We start from the raw sequence: 16155 nt of genomic DNA, 5'->3' as shown, positions 1-16155 counted from the left end.
GCCAAAATGCGAAAAAGCCCCTTTGTTGGGTGCTTTGGACTTTTTTACCAGGAGAAGCCTAGTTTTACGCCGAAGGCTTCTTGGGTTTCTCGGTCGGATCTGTCCCATTTGATGTCTATGTGGCTGTATTCGATGGCGGCTCTAAGGCCTTTTTGATGGGTGCTTAGGCCCAGCGAGTAATAGCTGTGATTTCCTTCGTCGTTGTAGGGGCCGAAAGTTCCGTTGGTGCTGGTGATGCTGGTTTTAACTTTGTGGGCTTCGTAGATGTAGGAAAAGTAGGGGACCAGGTACTCGTATTTGTACCCTAGGCTGACGCCGGCTTGGGAGGTGGTGATGTCCGACTTGGCTTTGGCGTCGGTGGTGTTGTTCCCCAGGTAAAATGCGTCGGTTGTGGTTTCACTTTTTGTTCCGTAGGCGCCCATCAAAGAGCCGACCCACACTCGGTTTTGGGTTCCGTGGTTCAGGAACTGGAATCTTACGCCCCATAGGAAGTTTTCCAGATAGACTTCTATCCCTTTGAAAACACTCACGCTTGCGTCGAATCCGATGTTGTTTGCGCCCGCCACGAAGTCGCTGGCGTCAATATCGCTGTTGATCAGAACCTTGTCGCGCAAGGGTGGGTTCGAGTTGATATCGTTAACCAGGGTCACCCGGGTTTCAGAGGCCATGACCACGGCGGCGTGCCCTTGCCACTGTTCGTTGGAGACTACCGGCATGTTGAAATGGGAGGCGCGCATGCTGATGGAATGTGAGCATGCTGATAAAATAAGCAAACTTAAGGCGAACAACGCTCTAAACATGGGGATCCTTCCTTCGACTTTTTAAGCCTATGATGCGTCCTTGTTATGGGCTACTGATTAGCTGCAAAACTCGACTTTACACGGCGCAATAACCGCCTGTTTTTGGAGTGCCTGAAGTTTTTGGAAAGGCATCAAAAACCTCTAGAATCACTTGCTTTATTGAAAACTTAGGGTAGTTTGAGATACTTGCGTTTTTATTTAATGTGGGCCTTGGAACATTCCCCCCGAAGCGAATGTCCGATTTTCTTATCACGGAGAGTACATTGGAAAAAACTCCAGTTACGGCTTCTAACATTCGAGTTAGAAAGTCATTCGCGAAAAATAAGCAAGTCATTGATATCCCAAATCTGATTGAGTTGCAGAAATCTTCTTACGAAGCTTTCATTCAAAAAGATATGGATCCAGATCGTCGCGGCGATGCTGGTCTTAATGGCGTTTTCAAATCTGTTTTCCCAATCACAGATTTCAACAATACAGCAAGCCTTGAGTTCGTATCATACACTCTAGAGCCAGCTAAGTACGACGTGGACGAGTGCCGTCAGCGTGGTATGACTTTCGCTGCTCCGATCAAGGTGACTCTTCGTCTGATCGTTTTCGATGTTGATGAAGAAACTGAAGCACGTTCTATCCGTGACGTGAAAGAACAGGAAGTTTATCTGGGCGAAATCCCATTGATGACTGCCAACGGTTCTTTCATCATCAACGGTACTGAGCGCGTTGTTGTTTCCCAGTTGCACAGATCTCCGGGCGTGTTCTTCGATCACGACGGTGGTAAAAACAATGCTTCCGGTAAACTGATCTACTCTGCACGCGTGATCCCTTATCGTGGTTCATGGTTGGATGCTGAGTTTGACCAAAAAGACCTTATCCACGTACGTATCGACCGTCGTCGTAAGTTCCCAGTGACAATCCTTCTTAAAGCTTTGGGCTACAACTCTGAGCAGCTACTGGAATACTTCTACGATCTTGATGAAGTTTACGTTAAGGGCGGCAAGCTCTTCCGTAAGTTGGATATCGAGCGTATGTCCGGTCAAAGAGCATTGACTGATATCGTTGATCCAAAATCCGGCGAAGCGCTGGTAAAAGCGGGTCGTCGTATCACTCGTGCGATCGTTAAGAAAATCAAAGATCTTGATATCACTGAGCTTGAAGTTCAGCCGGAAGATCTTGAAGGCAAAGTTCTTGCGAAGCCTCTGATCGATGAATCCACTGGTGAGATCATCGCTGATGCGAATGCGGAGTTGAACTCTGCGATCATCAAGCGTTCCATCGAAGCTGGCATCGAAAGCTTCTTCATGATCTTCTTCGACGGTTTGACTGTGGGTCCTTACCTGCGCAACACCCTGTTGGTTGATAAAGTTTCCAACAAAGAAGAATCTTTGGTTGAGATCTACAAACGTCTTCGTCCTGGTGAGCCTCCAACTCTGGAAGCGGCTACGACATTCTTCGGCCGTTTGTTCTTCGATCCAGAGACTTATGACCTTTCTGAAGTTGGTCGTATCAAGATCAATCACAGATTCGGTATCTCCATGGACGAGTGCCCACCGTCTCACAGAACACTGACTCACAAGGATATCCTGAGCACCATCAAAACTTTGATCGATCTGAAAAATGGTCGTGGTGTTATCGACGATATCGATCACTTGGGTAACCGTCGTGTTCGTTCTGTGGGTGAGTTGCTTGAAAACCAATACCGTATCGGTTTGGTTCGTATGGAGCGCGCTATCCGTGAACGTATGTCCCTTCAGGACGTTGAAACAATGATGCCTCACGATCTTGTGAACGCGAAACCTGTGAATGCCGTAGTAAAAGAATTCTTCGGTTCTTCCCAGTTGTCTCAGTTCATGGATCAGACGAACCCACTTTCCGAGATCACGCACAAACGTCGTTTGTCTGCTCTTGGGCCTGGTGGTTTGACTCGTGACCGCGCTGGTTTCGAAGTACGTGACGTACACCCTACGCACTACGGACGTATCTGTCCTATCGAAACTCCAGAGGGTCCAAACATCGGTTTGATCGCCTCTTTGGCAACTTACGCTCGTATCAACAACTATGGTTTCATCGAGACTCCATACCGTAAAGTTGAAGCGGGTCAGGTTTCCAAAGACATCAACTATCTTTCTGCATTGGAAGAAGCTGGTCACCACATCGCTCCTGCGGCTCGTGACGAAGCTGGAAACAAAGCCATCCAGACTGCGACCACCATCACTCGTCGTGACGGTGAGTATGAGATCGTGGACAAGGATAAAGTTGCTCTGATGGACGTTTCTCCATCTCAGTTGGTTTCCATCGCAGCTTCCCTGATTCCATTCCTTGAGCACGATGACGCCAACCGTGCCTTGATGGGATCGAACATGCAACGTCAAGCGGTTCCACTGCTTCGTTCTCGCGCGCCACTTGTTGGTACGGGCGTAGAGCGTTTGGTTGCTCGTGACTCCGGTACTTCCATCGTTGCTCAAAACGATGGTATCGTTGAGGAAGTTGATGCTTCCCGTATCGTTATCCGTCGTTTCGCCAAAGGCGGCGAGCTGGGTGCGAACGTGGACATCTACAACCTGACGAAGTATCAGCGTACGAATCAAAATACGTGCTTCAACCAAAAACCAATCGTTACTGTTGGTGACAAGATCTCTAAAGGCGACATCATCGCTGACGGACCTTCCACTGAACTTGGTGAATTGGCATTGGGTCAGAACATCCTTGTGGCGTTCACCCCATGGCAAGGTTACAACTTCGAGGACTCCATCCTTATTTCTGAGCGTCTGTTGAAAGACGACGTTTACACTTCCATCCACATCGAAGAATTCGAGTGCGTGGCTCGTGACACAAAACTTGGTAAGGAAGAGATCACTCGCGATATCGCCAACGTTGGTGAAGAAGCTCTTAAAGACCTGGACAGCTCTGGTATCATCCGCATCGGTGCGGAAGTTCGCCCTGGCTTCATCCTGGTTGGTAAAGTGACTCCAAAAGGTGAAACTCAACTTTCTCCTGAGGAAAAACTTTTGAGAGCGATCTTCGGTGAAAAAGCCGGCGACGTTCGTGATACGTCTCTGCGTGCGCCATCCGGCGTGTACGGAACTGTTATCGATGCTCAAGTTTACTCTCGTGAAGGCGCAGACCGCGATGAGCGTTTGTCCCTGATCATCGAAGAGAAAAAACGCAAGCTTGAAAAAGACTTGGCGGTTGAGCAGAACGTTATCAAAAATAACGCTATCTCCAAACTTCGTGACATCCTGGTGGGTAAAATCACTACGGGCGTTCTTCTGAATGAAGACGGTTCTCAGAAGTTGTTGAACAAAGGTCAAGAGATCACTGAGGCGGATCTAGAGACAGTTCCATTCGAATTGTTGAACTACATCCCTCTTGAACAAGACCTTGAGTTCCAGGTGAACAAAATCATCGACAATGCTCGTAACCAGTTGGATGCAGTTAAACTTGTGTTCAACGAAAAGATCGATCGTCTTCGTAAAGGTGACGAATTGCCTCCGGGCGTGATCAAAATGGTTAAAGTTTACGTTGCTATCAAACGTAAAATGCAAGTCGGTGACAAATTCGCCGGTCGTCACGGAAATAAGGGTGTTGTCTCCAAAGTATTGCCTGCGGAAGACATGCCTTACCTTGCTGACGGTACTCCAGTAGACATGGTTCTGAACCCACTAGGGGTTCCTTCTCGTATGAATATCGGTCAGATCCTTGAGGTTCACTTGGGTTGGGCAGCGCACAACCTTGGTAAACAACTGGGTGCTCATCTTGAGAAGTGGAATGCAGAGAACGCTCGCACAGAGATGAAAGACATCTTCAGCGACTCTGATATCTCCGCGAAACTTGATAAAGCAGACGATGCTTCATTGAAGTCCATGGTTCAGCGCATGAAACACGGTATCCACGTGGGTACGCCGGTGTTTGATGGTGCCCGTGAATCTGACGTGAAAGGTTTGCTTGCAAAAGCGCAAGTGCCTTCTTCCGGTAAGTCCGTTCTATTCGACGGTCGTACAGGGGAGCCGTTCACGAATCCGGTAACTGTCGGCATCATGTACATGCTGAAACTTCACCACTTGGTGGAAGAGAAGATCCACGCTCGTTCTATCGGACCTTACTCACTCGTTTCTCAACAGCCTCTGGGCGGTAAAGCTCAGTTCGGTGGTCAGCGTCTCGGGGAGATGGAGGTTTGGGCGATCGAAGCATACGGTGCTGCATACTCTCTGCAAGAGTTCCTGACTGTTAAGTCAGATGACGTTGCAGGTAGAACTCGTATGTACGAGAGCATCGTGAAGGGTGAAAACATCCTTGAGCCAGGCTTGCCTGAATCCTTCAACGTATTGGTGAAAGAGCTTCAATCTCTGGCACTGAACGTGGAGCTGATGGAGTCTGACATTCTACGTGACCAGGATGAAGATTTTGGTGACGAAGAAGTGATCGAGGTAGAACCAGTTGCGCCGGTTGCGTCTAAAGACGAACCAGAGCAGCACTAAGTTTAATAATTTAACAACAGGGGTGTTCTTTGAGAGACTTGTTGAATTTTTTCGATAAACCAAAAGATCCACTTTCGTTTGACGCCGTACGAGTTTCGTTGGCGTCACCTGAAATGATTCGTGAATGGTCATTTGGTGAAGTTAAGAAGCCAGAAACTATCAACTATCGTACTTTCAAGCCTGAGCGTGATGGCTTGTTCTGTGCGAAAATCTTCGGTCCTATCAAGGACTACGAGTGCTTGTGCGGTAAGTACAAACGTATGAAGTACCGTGGCGTCGTCTGTGAAAAGTGCGGCGTTGAAGTGACTCAGACCAAGGTTCGCCGTGAGCGCCTTGGTCACATCGAATTGGCAACTCCAGTAGCCCATATCTGGTTCCTGCGTTCTTTGCCTTCTCGTATTGGTAACCTTTTGAATCTTTCTTTGAAAGACGTTGAAAAGGTTCTTTACTGTGAAGCACACGTGGTTATCGATCCAATGGAAACTACATTGGAAGAAGGCCAGGTACTGACTGAAGAAGCATTGCAAGCGGCTCTGAATGAGTTCGGCCCATCCTTCAAATACGGAATGGGTGGCGAGGCAGTTCGTGATCTTTTGAAAAAAATCGATCCTGAATACCTTTCCCGCAAACTTCGTCTGGAAGTTAAAGACACCAAGTCTGAAGCTGGTATCAAAAAATTGACTAAACGCCTGCGCGTTGTTGAAGCCTTCAAAGGTTCCATCAACAAGCCAGAGTGGATGATGTTGGAAGCGCTTCCGGTTCTTCCTCCTGATCTTCGTCCATTGGTACCTCTTGATGGCGGCCGTTTCGCGACGTCTGACCTGAATGACCTGTACCGCCGTGTTATCAATCGTAACAACCGTTTGAAACGTCTTCAGGAGCTGAACGCTCCAGACATCATCATCCGAAACGAAAAGCGCATGCTTCAAGAAGCAGTGGACGCTTTGTTGGATAACGGTCGTCGCGGTAAGACCTTCACTGGTCCGAACAAACGTCCTCTTCGCTCCCTTTCTGATATGTTGAAAGGTAAGCAGGGTCGTTTCCGTCAAAACCTTTTGGGTAAACGTGTAGACTACTCTGGTCGTTCCGTTATCACCGTTGGACCTACTCTGAGACTTCATCAGTGCGGTCTTCCGAAGAAAATGGCTCTCGAGTTGTTCAAACCATTCGTTTACAACAAACTTGAAGAAAAAGGTCTTGCGACCACTATCAAACAAGCCAAGCGCTTGGTTGATCAGGAAACAGTTGAAGTTTGGGATATCCTTGCTGACGTGGTTAAAGAGCACCCGGTTCTTCTGAACCGTGCACCAACCCTGCACAGACTTGGTATCCAGGCGTTCGAGCCTGTTCTTCACGAAGGTAAAGCTATCCAACTGCACCCGTTGGTATGTACGGCGTTCAATGCCGACTTCGACGGTGACCAGATGGCAGTTCACGTTCCACTTTCTGTGGAATCCCAGGTTGAAGCACGCGTTCTGATGATGTCCACGAACAACATCCTTTCTCCTGCCAACGGTAAACCTATCATCAATCCTTCCCAGGATATCGTGTTGGGTATGTACTGGTTGACTCGTATGCGTCCGGGCGCCAAAGGATCAGGCAAAGCCTTCTCCAGCGTTCAGGAAGCTCAATACGCGTTTGAAACAGGTCTGGTAGACCTTCAGGCGGTATGTAAGGTTCGTATCAACGGAACTCTGCAAGAGACCACAGTGGGTCGTGCAATCCTTTCTGATATCGTTCCTAAAGAAGTTCCGTTCAACGAAGTGAACGTGACAATGGGTAAAAAACAGATCGCGGCCCTGATCGACAAGACTTTCCGTCTTGCCGGTGCAAAAGCGACCTGCATCCTTGCTGACAAGATCATGGAATACGGCTTCAAGTATTCAACTGCAGCAGGTATGTCCATCGGTATCGATGACATGGTGATCCCGGCGGCGAAAGCTCCGATGATCGCTGACGCAGAAAAACAAGTTACTGAGATCCAGCAGCAGTACGACGAAGGTTTGATCACAGATGGTGAGCGCTACAATAAAGTGGTCGACATCTGGGCGCAGACTGCAGACAAAATTGCTAAAGAAGGTATGAACGCGATCGAAAAGCAAACATTCAACGTGAATGGTAAAGAGGTTGTGGGTCCTTCCTTCAATCCAATTTACATCATGGCTGACTCCGGAGCCCGTGGTTCCGCAGCTCAGATCCGTCAGTTGGGTGGTATGCGTGGTCTGATGGCGAAACCTTCCGGTGAGATCATCGAGACTCCGATCACTGCAAACTTCCGTGAAGGTTTGACAGTTATCCAGTACTTCATCTCCACGCACGGTGCGCGTAAAGGTTTGGCCGATACCGCATTGAAAACAGCGAACTCCGGTTACCTGACTCGTCGTTTGGTTGACGTTGCTCAGGACGTTGTTGTGTCCGAGATCGATTGCGGTGTTGAAGATGGTTTGGAAATCACTCCGATTTACGAAGCGGGTGAAATCGTACAAAACATCGGTGACCGTATCCTGGGCCGTACAGCGTTGAAAGACGTTGTTGATCCGGCAACGAACGAAGTTGTTGTTCGTGCTAACCAGGAAATCACTGAGAATGACGTTAAGAACATCGAAGGCCGCGGTATCGACAAAGTCGACATCCGTTCTGCGTTGATCTGTCAATCCAAGCGCGGTGTTTGCGTGAAGTGCTACGGACGTGATTTGTCCCGTGGTGCGACTGTGAACCTGGGTGAAACAGTGGGTATCATTGCCGCTCAGTCCATCGGTGAGCCGGGTACTCAGTTGACGATGAGAACGTTCCACTTGGGTGGTGCGGCTTCTCGTGCGGTTGAACAATCTGTTCACACATCCCGCTATGACGGTACTATTAAACTACAAAATGTTCACGCAGTGACAAACCGTAACGGTAAGTTGACTGTGATGAATCGTAACGGTTCTGCTCTTGTGATCGACGAAGCGGGTCGTGAGCGTGAAAACTTCAAGCTCGTATACGGCGCTGTTTTGAACTTCAAAGAAGGCGACAAAGTTGCCAAAGGTCAGACTGTTGCGGAATGGGATCCATATTCGAATCCAATCATCGCAGAGGTTTCTGCGAAGATCCAATATCAGGATATCGAAGAAGGTTCCACAATGCAGGAGCAAGTGGATGCGGTAACTGGTTTCGCGACCAAAGTTATCATGGAATCCAAGTCTTCCGATGTTAAGCCAACTGTCTTCCTTGTGGATGGCGCTGGTAAAACATTGAATCTTCCTGGTCGTGATATCCCGGCTCGTTACCTGATCCCAGTTGGGGCTCAGTTGCTAGTTGCGGATCAGCAGGAAGTGCATGCGGGTGACGTAATCGCGAAGATGCACCGTGAAGCTTCTAAAACGAAGGATATCACCGGGGGTCTTCCGCGCGTTGCCGAATTGTTTGAGGCTCGTAAACCGAAAGAAGCAGCTATCATCTCTGAGATCGATGGTTATGTGACATTCGGTAAAGACGTTAAAGGTAAACAACGTGTGATCGTAACTCCTGAAGTGGGTGAGCAAAAAGAATACCTCATCCCTAAAGGTAAGCACGTTGCTGTAAGAGAAGGTGAGTACGTAAGAGCCGGTGAGGCTTTGATGGATGGTCCAACAAATCCTCATGACATTCTGGCGGTTCTGGGTGCTAAAGCCTTGTCTGCATACCTTGTAGATGAAATCCAAGAAGTTTACAGACTTCAAGGGGTTGGTATCAATGACAAGCATATCGAAGTCATTGTTCGTCAGATGCTACGTAAAGTAGAGATCCGTGATGCCGGCGACAGCCGCTTCCTGGCTGGTGAGCAAGTTGAAAGATATGCTTACATGGAAGAAAACGAACGTATTAACAAAGAGGGTGGCCAGCCTGCTACTTGCAGCCCACTTCTTCTTGGTATTACTAAAGTTTCTTTGAGCACTGACAGCTGGATTTCAGCAGCGTCCTTCCAGGAAACTACAAAAGTTCTTACGGAAGCAGCGATCAATTCTCGCACAGACCATTTGCGTGGCCTGAAAGAGAATATCATCATGGGTCGTCTGATTCCTGCGGGAACTGGTTTGACATCTTACAAGCGCTGGAAAGTGTCTGTGCATGAAGATGACGATATCGGCTTTGTTGCATTGCCGGGTATGACGTCTTCCGTACAGCCTCAAGGCTAAAGTAAGACCACCTGATCGCCGGCTTCACAGGCCGGCGTAGGGTAAAAAGCTCATGGATTGGGGACCTCACGCCGCTTTTCATGGATAAATGTAATTTTAACAACAAAGTCTTGACCTGGGCGTCACCGAAATGTAAGTTCCAGCGTCCAGAACCGCATAATTGTTTTTAAGGGGTATATAAAGTGCCAACAATTAATCAGCTCATCAAAAGTGAGCGTACTGTTCAAAAAAACCAAACAAAATCACCAGCTTTGGACTCTTGTCCTCAGCGTCGCGGTGTTTGTACACGTGTTTATACTACGACTCCAAAGAAGCCGAACTCCGCTCTTCGTAAAGTAGCAAAAGTTCGTCTTTCCAATGGCTTCGAAGTTATCTCTTACATCCCTGGTATCGGCCATAACCTTCAAGAGCACTCCGTTGTACTAATCCGCGGTGGTCGTGTGAAGGACTTGCCGGGTGTTCGTTACCACATCGTTCGTGGGGTATTGGACCTTCAAGGTGTAAACGGTCGTCTGCGCGCCCGTTCTAAATACGGTACTAAGAGACCTAAGAAATAAGGATTGAGAGATGTCACGTCGTAAAAAGACCTTTAAAAGAGAAATCATTCCAGATCCGGTTTTCAAGGATCTAGTAATCGCTAAGTTCATCAATAAAATGATGATCCAAGGTAGAAAAGCAACTTCTCAAAAGTTGTTCTACGGTGCTTTGAAAGAGCTTGAAGGTAAAGTTCAAGGTGAAGAGCCTTTGGCAGTCTTCAAAAAAGCTCTTGAGAACGTTAAACCTTCTATCGAAGTTCGCTCCCGCCGTGTAGGTGGTGCTACTTACCAAGTTCCAGTAGATGTTCGTCCATCCCGTCGTTTGGCTTTGGCTATGCGTTGGTTGGTTGAGTACTCTCGCGAGCGCGGTGAGAAAGACATGGCGAAACGTTTGGCTGGCGAATTCTTGGACGCGTACAATAATAGAGGAAATGCTATTAAGAAGAAAGACGACGTTCACAGAATGGCTGAATCCAACAAGGCATTCTCTCACTACAATTGGTAATCTGTTCAGATGTCAGCTAAAGATCCTAAAGTTGTAGCTGATCTCAAGTACACTCGTAATATCGGCATCATGGCTCACATTGATGCCGGTAAGACGACCACCACCGAACGCATTCTTTACTATACAGGTAAAAGTCATAAAATCGGCGAGGTCCATGATGGTGATGCCACCATGGACTGGATGGTTCAAGAGCAAGAGCGCGGTATCACTATCACCTCTGCTGCGACCATGGCGTTCTGGAAAGATCACAGAATCAACATCATCGATACTCCGGGCCACGTTGACTTCACGATTGAAGTTGAGCGTTCCTTGCGTGTATTGGATGGCGCGATCGCTGTTTTCGACGGTGTGAATGGGGTTGAACCTCAGTCCGAAACCGTCTGGAAACAAGCCGACAAATATAAAGTTCCCCGCATTTGCTTCGTAAATAAAATGGACCGTGTTGGTGCTGACTTCGTGATGTCTTTCGGGACGATCAAAGAAAAGCTGAACGCGAACCCAATCCCTGTGCAGGTACCAATCGGCATGGAAGACACCTTCCGTGGTGTTGTCGATCTTTTGGAAAACCGCGCTTACATGTGGGATCAGTCCGGAATGGGTGACCATTTCGAAGTTACCGATGTTCCCAATGACATGAAAGAGGAAGTAAACCGCTTCCGCACTGAAGTCGTTGAGAAGATCGTTGAATTTGAAGACGAACTTCTTGAGAAATATCTCAATGGAGAAGAAGTCACCGTACCAGAGCTTAAACGGGCTTTGCGCAAAGGGACTCTTGAGCTGAAAGCCTTCCCGGTATTCTGTGGAGCCGCTTTCAAAAACAAAGGCGTTCAGCCTTTGTTGGATGGGGTCATTGACTACCTTCCGTCGCCTCTGGAAGTGCCTGCAATTGTGGGTCACGATCCTGAGCGTCCTGATAAAGAAATCATCTGTAAAACTGAATTCGATGCTCACGCGGCTGCATTGGCGTTTAAAATTGCCAATGATCCGTTTGCCGGCACTTTGACTTATATCCGTGTTTATTCCGGTGAGGTGAAGGTCGGGGAGCAGCTTTTGAATCCGCGCACTCAGAAAAAAGAGCGCATCCAGAAGCTGGTGAAAATGCATGCGAATTCCCGTGAAGAAATCAACAGCCTGAAGGCGGGTGATATCGGCGCGGTTATCGGTCTTAAGTTCACAGGCACAGGGGATACTCTGTGCGAAAGCTCTCATGCTGTGGTTCTTGAGGCGATCACATTCCCAGAGCCGGTTATTTCCGTGGCGGTGGAAGCGAAGTCTTCTGCGGACCAGGAAAAGATGTTGGCTGGCCTGGCTAAACTTGAAAAAGAAGATCCATCCTGCCGTCTGCGCACGGATCCGGAAACAGGGCAAATCCTGCTTTCTGGCATGGGTGAATTGCATTTGGAAATTCTTGTGGATCGTTTGCTTCGTGAGCATAAGATCCAGGCCAATGTGGGTAAGCCGCAGGTTTCCTATCGTGAAACCATCACGGCGGCAGCCAAGGCGGAACACGTTTACGAACGTGAGATCGCTGGCGAAGCTCACTTTGCCAAAGTCTCCCTTTCCATCGAGCCTATTTCTCAGGCGGATGGCATCCAGTTCATCAGTAAAGTGGCTGTGTCTAAAGAATTTACAGCCCCTATGTTGAAGGCCGTTGAATCGGGCTTCCGTGAGGCTTCCGAGGTCGGTCCTTTGGCAAGCTGTTCGATGCTGGGTATTAAGGGGACCTTAAATTCGATTGAAGTTCGTCCGGATTCATCCAGCGAGATGGCCTTTAAAGCGGCTGCTTCCCTGGCATTCCGGGACGCAGTTAAGGCAGCCTCTGTAGAGCTTTTGGAGCCTATCTTTAAGCTTGAGGTGACTTGCCCGGATGACTTCGTAGGAAACATCGTGGGTGATCTGAATTCCCGTCGTGGAAAGATTCTCACAATGAATGTGAAGCAGGGTGGTGGGCAGGTTATTTCGGCCGAAGCCCCTCTGGCGAGTCTGTTTGGTTATGCTACGGATGTCCGCAGTTTGAGCCAAGGCAGAGCCAGCTTCAGTATGGAATTTTTGGAATATGCCATTGTGCCTGCGAAGGTAAAAACGGACATTCTCCATAAAATGGGAAGATATTAAAAAAAATAATATTTCCCTTTGACATTAGATTTCAAAGTGCGCATACTCGCGCACTCATAGCGTCTATATCTACAAAAAACCCCCCGCGTTGAAGGCGATTCAGGCCGCAAGGGCTAATTCGGGGCAAGTTTTCGATGGGATCAGGACGTTGATTGTTAACAAATTTGCTAGTAATTACGATACTTTATAAAAGAGAAGAGTGTCCATATGCAAAGTCAGAAGATTAGAATCAGATTGAAGGCATTCGATCATAAACTGCTTGACCAGTCGACGAAAGAAATCGTTGAGACTGCTCGTCGTACAGGCGCTAAAGTTGCGGGTCCAATTCCCTTGCCTACTCGCATCAACCGCTACACTGTATTGCGTTCTCCGCACGTAGATAAAAAATCTCGTGAACAATTCGAAGTGAGAACTCACAAGCGTATGCTCGATATTTTAGAACCAACTCAACAGACAGTAGATCAGCTTATGAAGCTGGATCTTTCTGCTGGTGTAGATGTTGAAATCAAACTTTCTGCGGTTTAGAGGTAAGACGTGAGCGAAACTACAGAAACTCAAAATACTGCAGGTCTTAAATTGAACGGCCTGTTTGCCTTCAAAGAAGGTATGGCTACTATCTATAACGAGAACGGCGAAGCTGTTCCTGTTACTGTTCTTCGTTACGAGCCTTGGTTTGTTTCTCAAATCAAAACTAACGAAGCAGATGGTTACGAAGCTATTCAGGTAGCTTGCCACCCTAAAAAAGCTAAAAACTCCAACAAAGCAGAAAAAGGTCACCTTGAAAAAGCTGGCTTCGAAAATGGCGCTCAGTTCGTAAAAGAACTTCGTCAAGCTGCTCCAGAAGGTACTGTTGTTGGCGCGCAAATCTCTATCGACAGCTTGGCTAAAGGTGATTTCGTAAAAATCACTTCCAAGTCTAAAGGTAAAGGTTTCGCCGGTTCCGTGAAGCGTTGGGGCTTCGCAGGTGGTCCTGCATCCCACGGTTCTAAATTCCACCGTCGTCCGGGTTCTTCTGGTAACAGAACATGGCCAGGTCGCGTAATGCCGGGTAAGAAATTCCCAGGTCATTTGGGTGCTGAAACTGTCACTGTTAAGAACGTAGAAGTTGTTCAGATCATCGCTGAAGAAAACGTTCTGATGGTAAAAGGGCCAGTTCCAGGTGCTAGAAACACTTTGGTTAAGTTGGTGAGAGAATAGTATGGCTACAGTAAATGTATTGAACTGGAAAAAAGAAAAAGTTGGCTCCGTTGAGCTTGCTGCTGACGTGTTCGAAACTCCTGTTAAAAAGGAAGTTCTTCACACAGTAGTTCAATGGCAATTGGCGGCTCGTCGTCAAGGCACTCACATGACTAAGACCAAAGGTCTTGTGTCTGGTGGTGGTAAAAAGCCGTTTAAACAAAAAGGTACTGGCGGAGCTCGTCAAGGTTCCAGCCGTTCTATCTTGATGCCTGGTGGTGGTACCGCTTTCGGTCCTCAGCCTCGCAGCTACGCTTTCGTTCTGCCTAAAAAAGTTCGTCGTTTGGGTCTGAGCATGGCACTTTCTCACCTTCAAAAAGAAGGCAAACTGTTCATCGTGGACAGCATGGCTTCTGAAGGTAAAACTGCTGAGCTTAACAAACGTTTGCAAGCTTTCGGTTTGAAAAAAGCTGTATTGGTTGACTCTGTAGTTGATGACAAATTCAACCGTGCTTCCAAGAATCTTCCAACATTCAAATACTTCCCAGTTGAAGGTTTGAACGTGTTTGATCTATTGAAGTACGACGCTGCTGTTATCACTAAAGATTCTGTGGCTAAAATCGTAGATCGTTGTTCATTGGAGAAGGCGTAATGAAACAAGTAATTAAAGCCCCTCTCATTACTGAGAAAAATACTTATCACAACGCTGCTGGCGTATACGTTTTCGAAGTGGACCTGAAGTCCTCTAAAACTGACGTTAAAGCTGCTGTTGAGAAAAACTTTAAAGTTAAAGTTGATAGCGTTAGAACTAGCGTCTGCCGCGGTCACTCTAAGCAAACTAAATTCGGTCTAACCAAGGTCGCTTACTGGAAGAAAGCTTACGTTAAGCTTGCTGAAGGTGAGAAGATCGCTCTTTTTGAGGGAGTATAAAGATGGGTATTAAAACATTTGCCCCACGCTCTCATGGTCGCAGAGGAATGACTGGTTTCGATTTCAAAGAAATCACTAAGACTACTCCAGAGAAGTCTTTGCTAGCTCCTCTTAAGAAACAAGCTGCGCGTAACAATCACGGTCAAATCACTATTCGTCACCAAGGTGGCGGTCATAAGAGAAAATACCGTTTGGTTGATTTCAAGCGTAACAAACTTGAAGTATCCGCAAAAGTTATCGCGATCGAGTACGATCCGAACAGAACTTGCCGTATTGCTCTGATCTCCTACGTTGATGGTGCTAAGGCTTATATCCTTGCTCCAGTAGGTTTGAATGTTGGCGATACTGTTATCTCTTCTGATAAAGCCGATATCAAACCAGGTAACTCCCTGACTTTGGGTGCTATCCCTGTTGGTACTGTTATTCACAATATCGAATTGCGTCCAGGCAAAGGTGGTCAAATCTGCCGTGGTGCTGGTGCAAGTGCGACTCTTGCTGGTAAAGGCGAAAAGTACTGCCAAGTACGTATGCCATCTGGTGAGTTGAAACAAGTGTTGACAGTTTGCCGTGCTTCTATCGGTCAAGTTGGTAACACTGACAATGAAAACATCAATCTAGGTAAAGCAGGTCGCTCTCGTTGGAGAGGTATCCGTCCTTCTGTACGTGGTATGCACATGAATCCAGTTGATCACCCACTCGGTGGTGGTGAAGGCGTTGGTAAAGGGCATCACCCAGTAACTCCTTGGGGTCAACCTTGTAAGGGGTTCAAAACTAGAAACAATAAGAGAACCAACTCTTCAATCATCAAGAGACGTAAGTAGGAGTAAAAGGTGGCACGCTCAATTAAAAAAGGTCCATTCGTCGATACTCATGTTCAGAAGAAAATCGACAATGCACTTGAGAAAAATGATAAAAAAGTTATTAAAACTTGGTCTCGCCGCTCAACAATTCTTCCAGAGACAATTGGACTGACATTCGCAGTTCATAACGGAAGAAAGTTCGTTCCTGTGTACATCACAGAGAACATGATTGGTCACAAACTCGGTGAGTTTGCTCCAACCAGAACTTTCCATGGTCACGCTGAGAAGAAAGCCGCTGCTCCTGCTGCGAAGAAGTAATAGAGGTTTATTATGGAAGTTAAAGCAAGCTTGAAATATGCAAGAGTTGGCGCTCAGAAAGCAAGATTGGTTGCTGACCTGGTTCGCGGTAAAGACGTGAACGAGGCAGTTAAAACCCTTACTTTCCTGAACAAAAAAACTGCAGGTATGGTAAAAAAGCTAATCGAATCAGCTGTTGCCAATGCTGAATACAAAAAGGTTATGGATGTAGACAGCCTTTATGTTAAAGCTATCTGGGTTGATCAAGGTCCAGTTCTTAAAAGATTCCGTCCTCGTGCACAAGGTCGCGCGTTCGGTGTTCGTAAGAAGACCAGCCACATTAACGTAGTACTCGAGGAGAAATAGT

Annotated in this window: 13 protein-coding genes; 12 read left to right on the top strand and 1 reads right to left on the bottom strand. The window is 47.3% G+C overall.

Annotated elements, in window-relative coordinates:
- Positions 1–44 precede the first annotated feature (44 nt).
- Positions 45–800 (bottom strand): hypothetical protein, encoded by a 756-nt coding sequence (locus ACZ520_RS14150; RefSeq protein ID WP_464126180.1) that lies wholly within the window; start codon positions 798–800, stop codon positions 45–47.
- Between the two features lie 233 nt (positions 801–1033).
- Here ACZ520_RS14150 and rpoB point away from each other — a divergent pair, with 233 nt between their 5' ends.
- From rpoB to rplV, 12 genes are all read left to right on the top strand, one after another.
- Positions 1034–5272, top strand: coding sequence for a DNA-directed RNA polymerase subunit beta (gene rpoB, locus ACZ520_RS14145; RefSeq protein WP_232469147.1), 4239 nt, complete (start codon positions 1034–1036; stop codon positions 5270–5272).
- Positions 5273–5301: 29 nt separating this feature from the next.
- Positions 5302–9429 carry a DNA-directed RNA polymerase subunit beta' gene (gene rpoC / locus ACZ520_RS14140; protein ID WP_088564465.1) on the top strand — a complete coding sequence of 1376 codons (4128 nt, stop codon included), beginning with the start codon at positions 5302–5304 and terminating at the stop codon, positions 9427–9429.
- Between the two features lie 182 nt (positions 9430–9611).
- Entirely contained in the window at positions 9612–9986 is a 375-nt protein-coding gene (gene rpsL / locus ACZ520_RS14135) for a 30S ribosomal protein S12 (protein WP_011165356.1), read from the top strand.
- A gap of 10 nt (positions 9987–9996) precedes the next feature.
- On the top strand, positions 9997–10470 hold the full coding sequence (gene rpsG / locus ACZ520_RS14130) for a 30S ribosomal protein S7 (protein WP_011165355.1): 474 nt from the start codon (positions 9997–9999) through the stop codon (positions 10468–10470).
- 9 nt (positions 10471–10479) lie between these two features.
- A complete protein-coding gene (gene fusA, locus ACZ520_RS14125) occupies positions 10480–12585 on the top strand; it encodes an elongation factor G (RefSeq protein ID WP_088564466.1) in 2106 nt (701 codons plus the stop codon).
- 207 nt (positions 12586–12792) lie between these two features.
- A complete protein-coding gene (rpsJ, locus tag ACZ520_RS14120) occupies positions 12793–13110 on the top strand; it encodes a 30S ribosomal protein S10 (RefSeq protein WP_011165353.1) in 318 nt (105 codons plus the stop codon).
- A 9-nt stretch (positions 13111–13119) separates the two neighbouring features.
- Positions 13120–13782, top strand: a complete 663-nt coding sequence (gene rplC, locus ACZ520_RS14115) for a 50S ribosomal protein L3 (RefSeq protein WP_011165352.1) — start codon at positions 13120–13122, stop codon at positions 13780–13782.
- 1 nt (position 13783) lies between these two features.
- Positions 13784–14413, top strand: coding sequence for a 50S ribosomal protein L4 (rplD, locus tag ACZ520_RS14110; RefSeq protein WP_011165351.1), 630 nt, complete (start codon positions 13784–13786; stop codon positions 14411–14413).
- Positions 14413–14691, top strand: coding sequence for a 50S ribosomal protein L23 (gene rplW / locus ACZ520_RS14105; RefSeq protein WP_088564467.1), 279 nt, complete (start codon positions 14413–14415; stop codon positions 14689–14691). The genes rplD and rplW overlap by 1 nt, the downstream gene beginning before the upstream one ends.
- A gap of 2 nt (positions 14692–14693) precedes the next feature.
- Complete coding sequence (rplB, locus tag ACZ520_RS14100; protein ID WP_464126176.1) at positions 14694–15512, top strand: 50S ribosomal protein L2; 819 nt, start codon at positions 14694–14696, stop codon at positions 15510–15512.
- A 9-nt stretch (positions 15513–15521) separates the two neighbouring features.
- Positions 15522–15809 (top strand): 30S ribosomal protein S19, encoded by a 288-nt coding sequence (rpsS, locus tag ACZ520_RS14095; RefSeq protein WP_011165348.1) that lies wholly within the window; start codon positions 15522–15524, stop codon positions 15807–15809.
- Between the two features lie 12 nt (positions 15810–15821).
- A complete protein-coding gene (gene rplV / locus ACZ520_RS14090) occupies positions 15822–16154 on the top strand; it encodes a 50S ribosomal protein L22 (RefSeq protein ID WP_011165347.1) in 333 nt (110 codons plus the stop codon).
- The last annotated feature ends 1 nt before the right edge of the window (position 16155 follow it).

The organism is Bdellovibrio sp. BIS2, from assembly GCF_055398295.1.
The sequence above is the reverse complement of the archived record's forward strand: the minus strand, read 5'-3'. Positions and strand labels throughout refer to the sequence as shown.

What these genes read in the sequence shown, in the direction of transcription:
- ACZ520_RS14150 (WP_464126180.1), bottom strand. Translation starts at nt 800, where the DNA reads ATGTTTAGAGCGTTGTTCGCCTTAAGTTTGCTTATTTTATCAGCATGC.
- rpoB (WP_232469147.1), top strand. Translation starts at nt 1,034, where the DNA reads ATGTCCGATTTTCTTATCACGGAGAGTACATTGGAAAAAACTCCAGTT.
- rpsG (WP_011165355.1), top strand. Translation starts at nt 9,997, where the DNA reads ATGTCACGTCGTAAAAAGACCTTTAAAAGAGAAATCATTCCAGATCCG.
- fusA (WP_088564466.1), top strand. Translation starts at nt 10,480, where the DNA reads ATGTCAGCTAAAGATCCTAAAGTTGTAGCTGATCTCAAGTACACTCGT.
- rpsJ (WP_011165353.1), top strand. Translation starts at nt 12,793, where the DNA reads ATGCAAAGTCAGAAGATTAGAATCAGATTGAAGGCATTCGATCATAAA.
- rplD (WP_011165351.1), top strand. Translation starts at nt 13,784, where the DNA reads ATGGCTACAGTAAATGTATTGAACTGGAAAAAAGAAAAAGTTGGCTCC.
- rplW (WP_088564467.1), top strand. Translation starts at nt 14,413, where the DNA reads ATGAAACAAGTAATTAAAGCCCCTCTCATTACTGAGAAAAATACTTAT.
- rplB (WP_464126176.1), top strand. Translation starts at nt 14,694, where the DNA reads ATGGGTATTAAAACATTTGCCCCACGCTCTCATGGTCGCAGAGGAATG.
- rplV (WP_011165347.1), top strand. Translation starts at nt 15,822, where the DNA reads ATGGAAGTTAAAGCAAGCTTGAAATATGCAAGAGTTGGCGCTCAGAAA.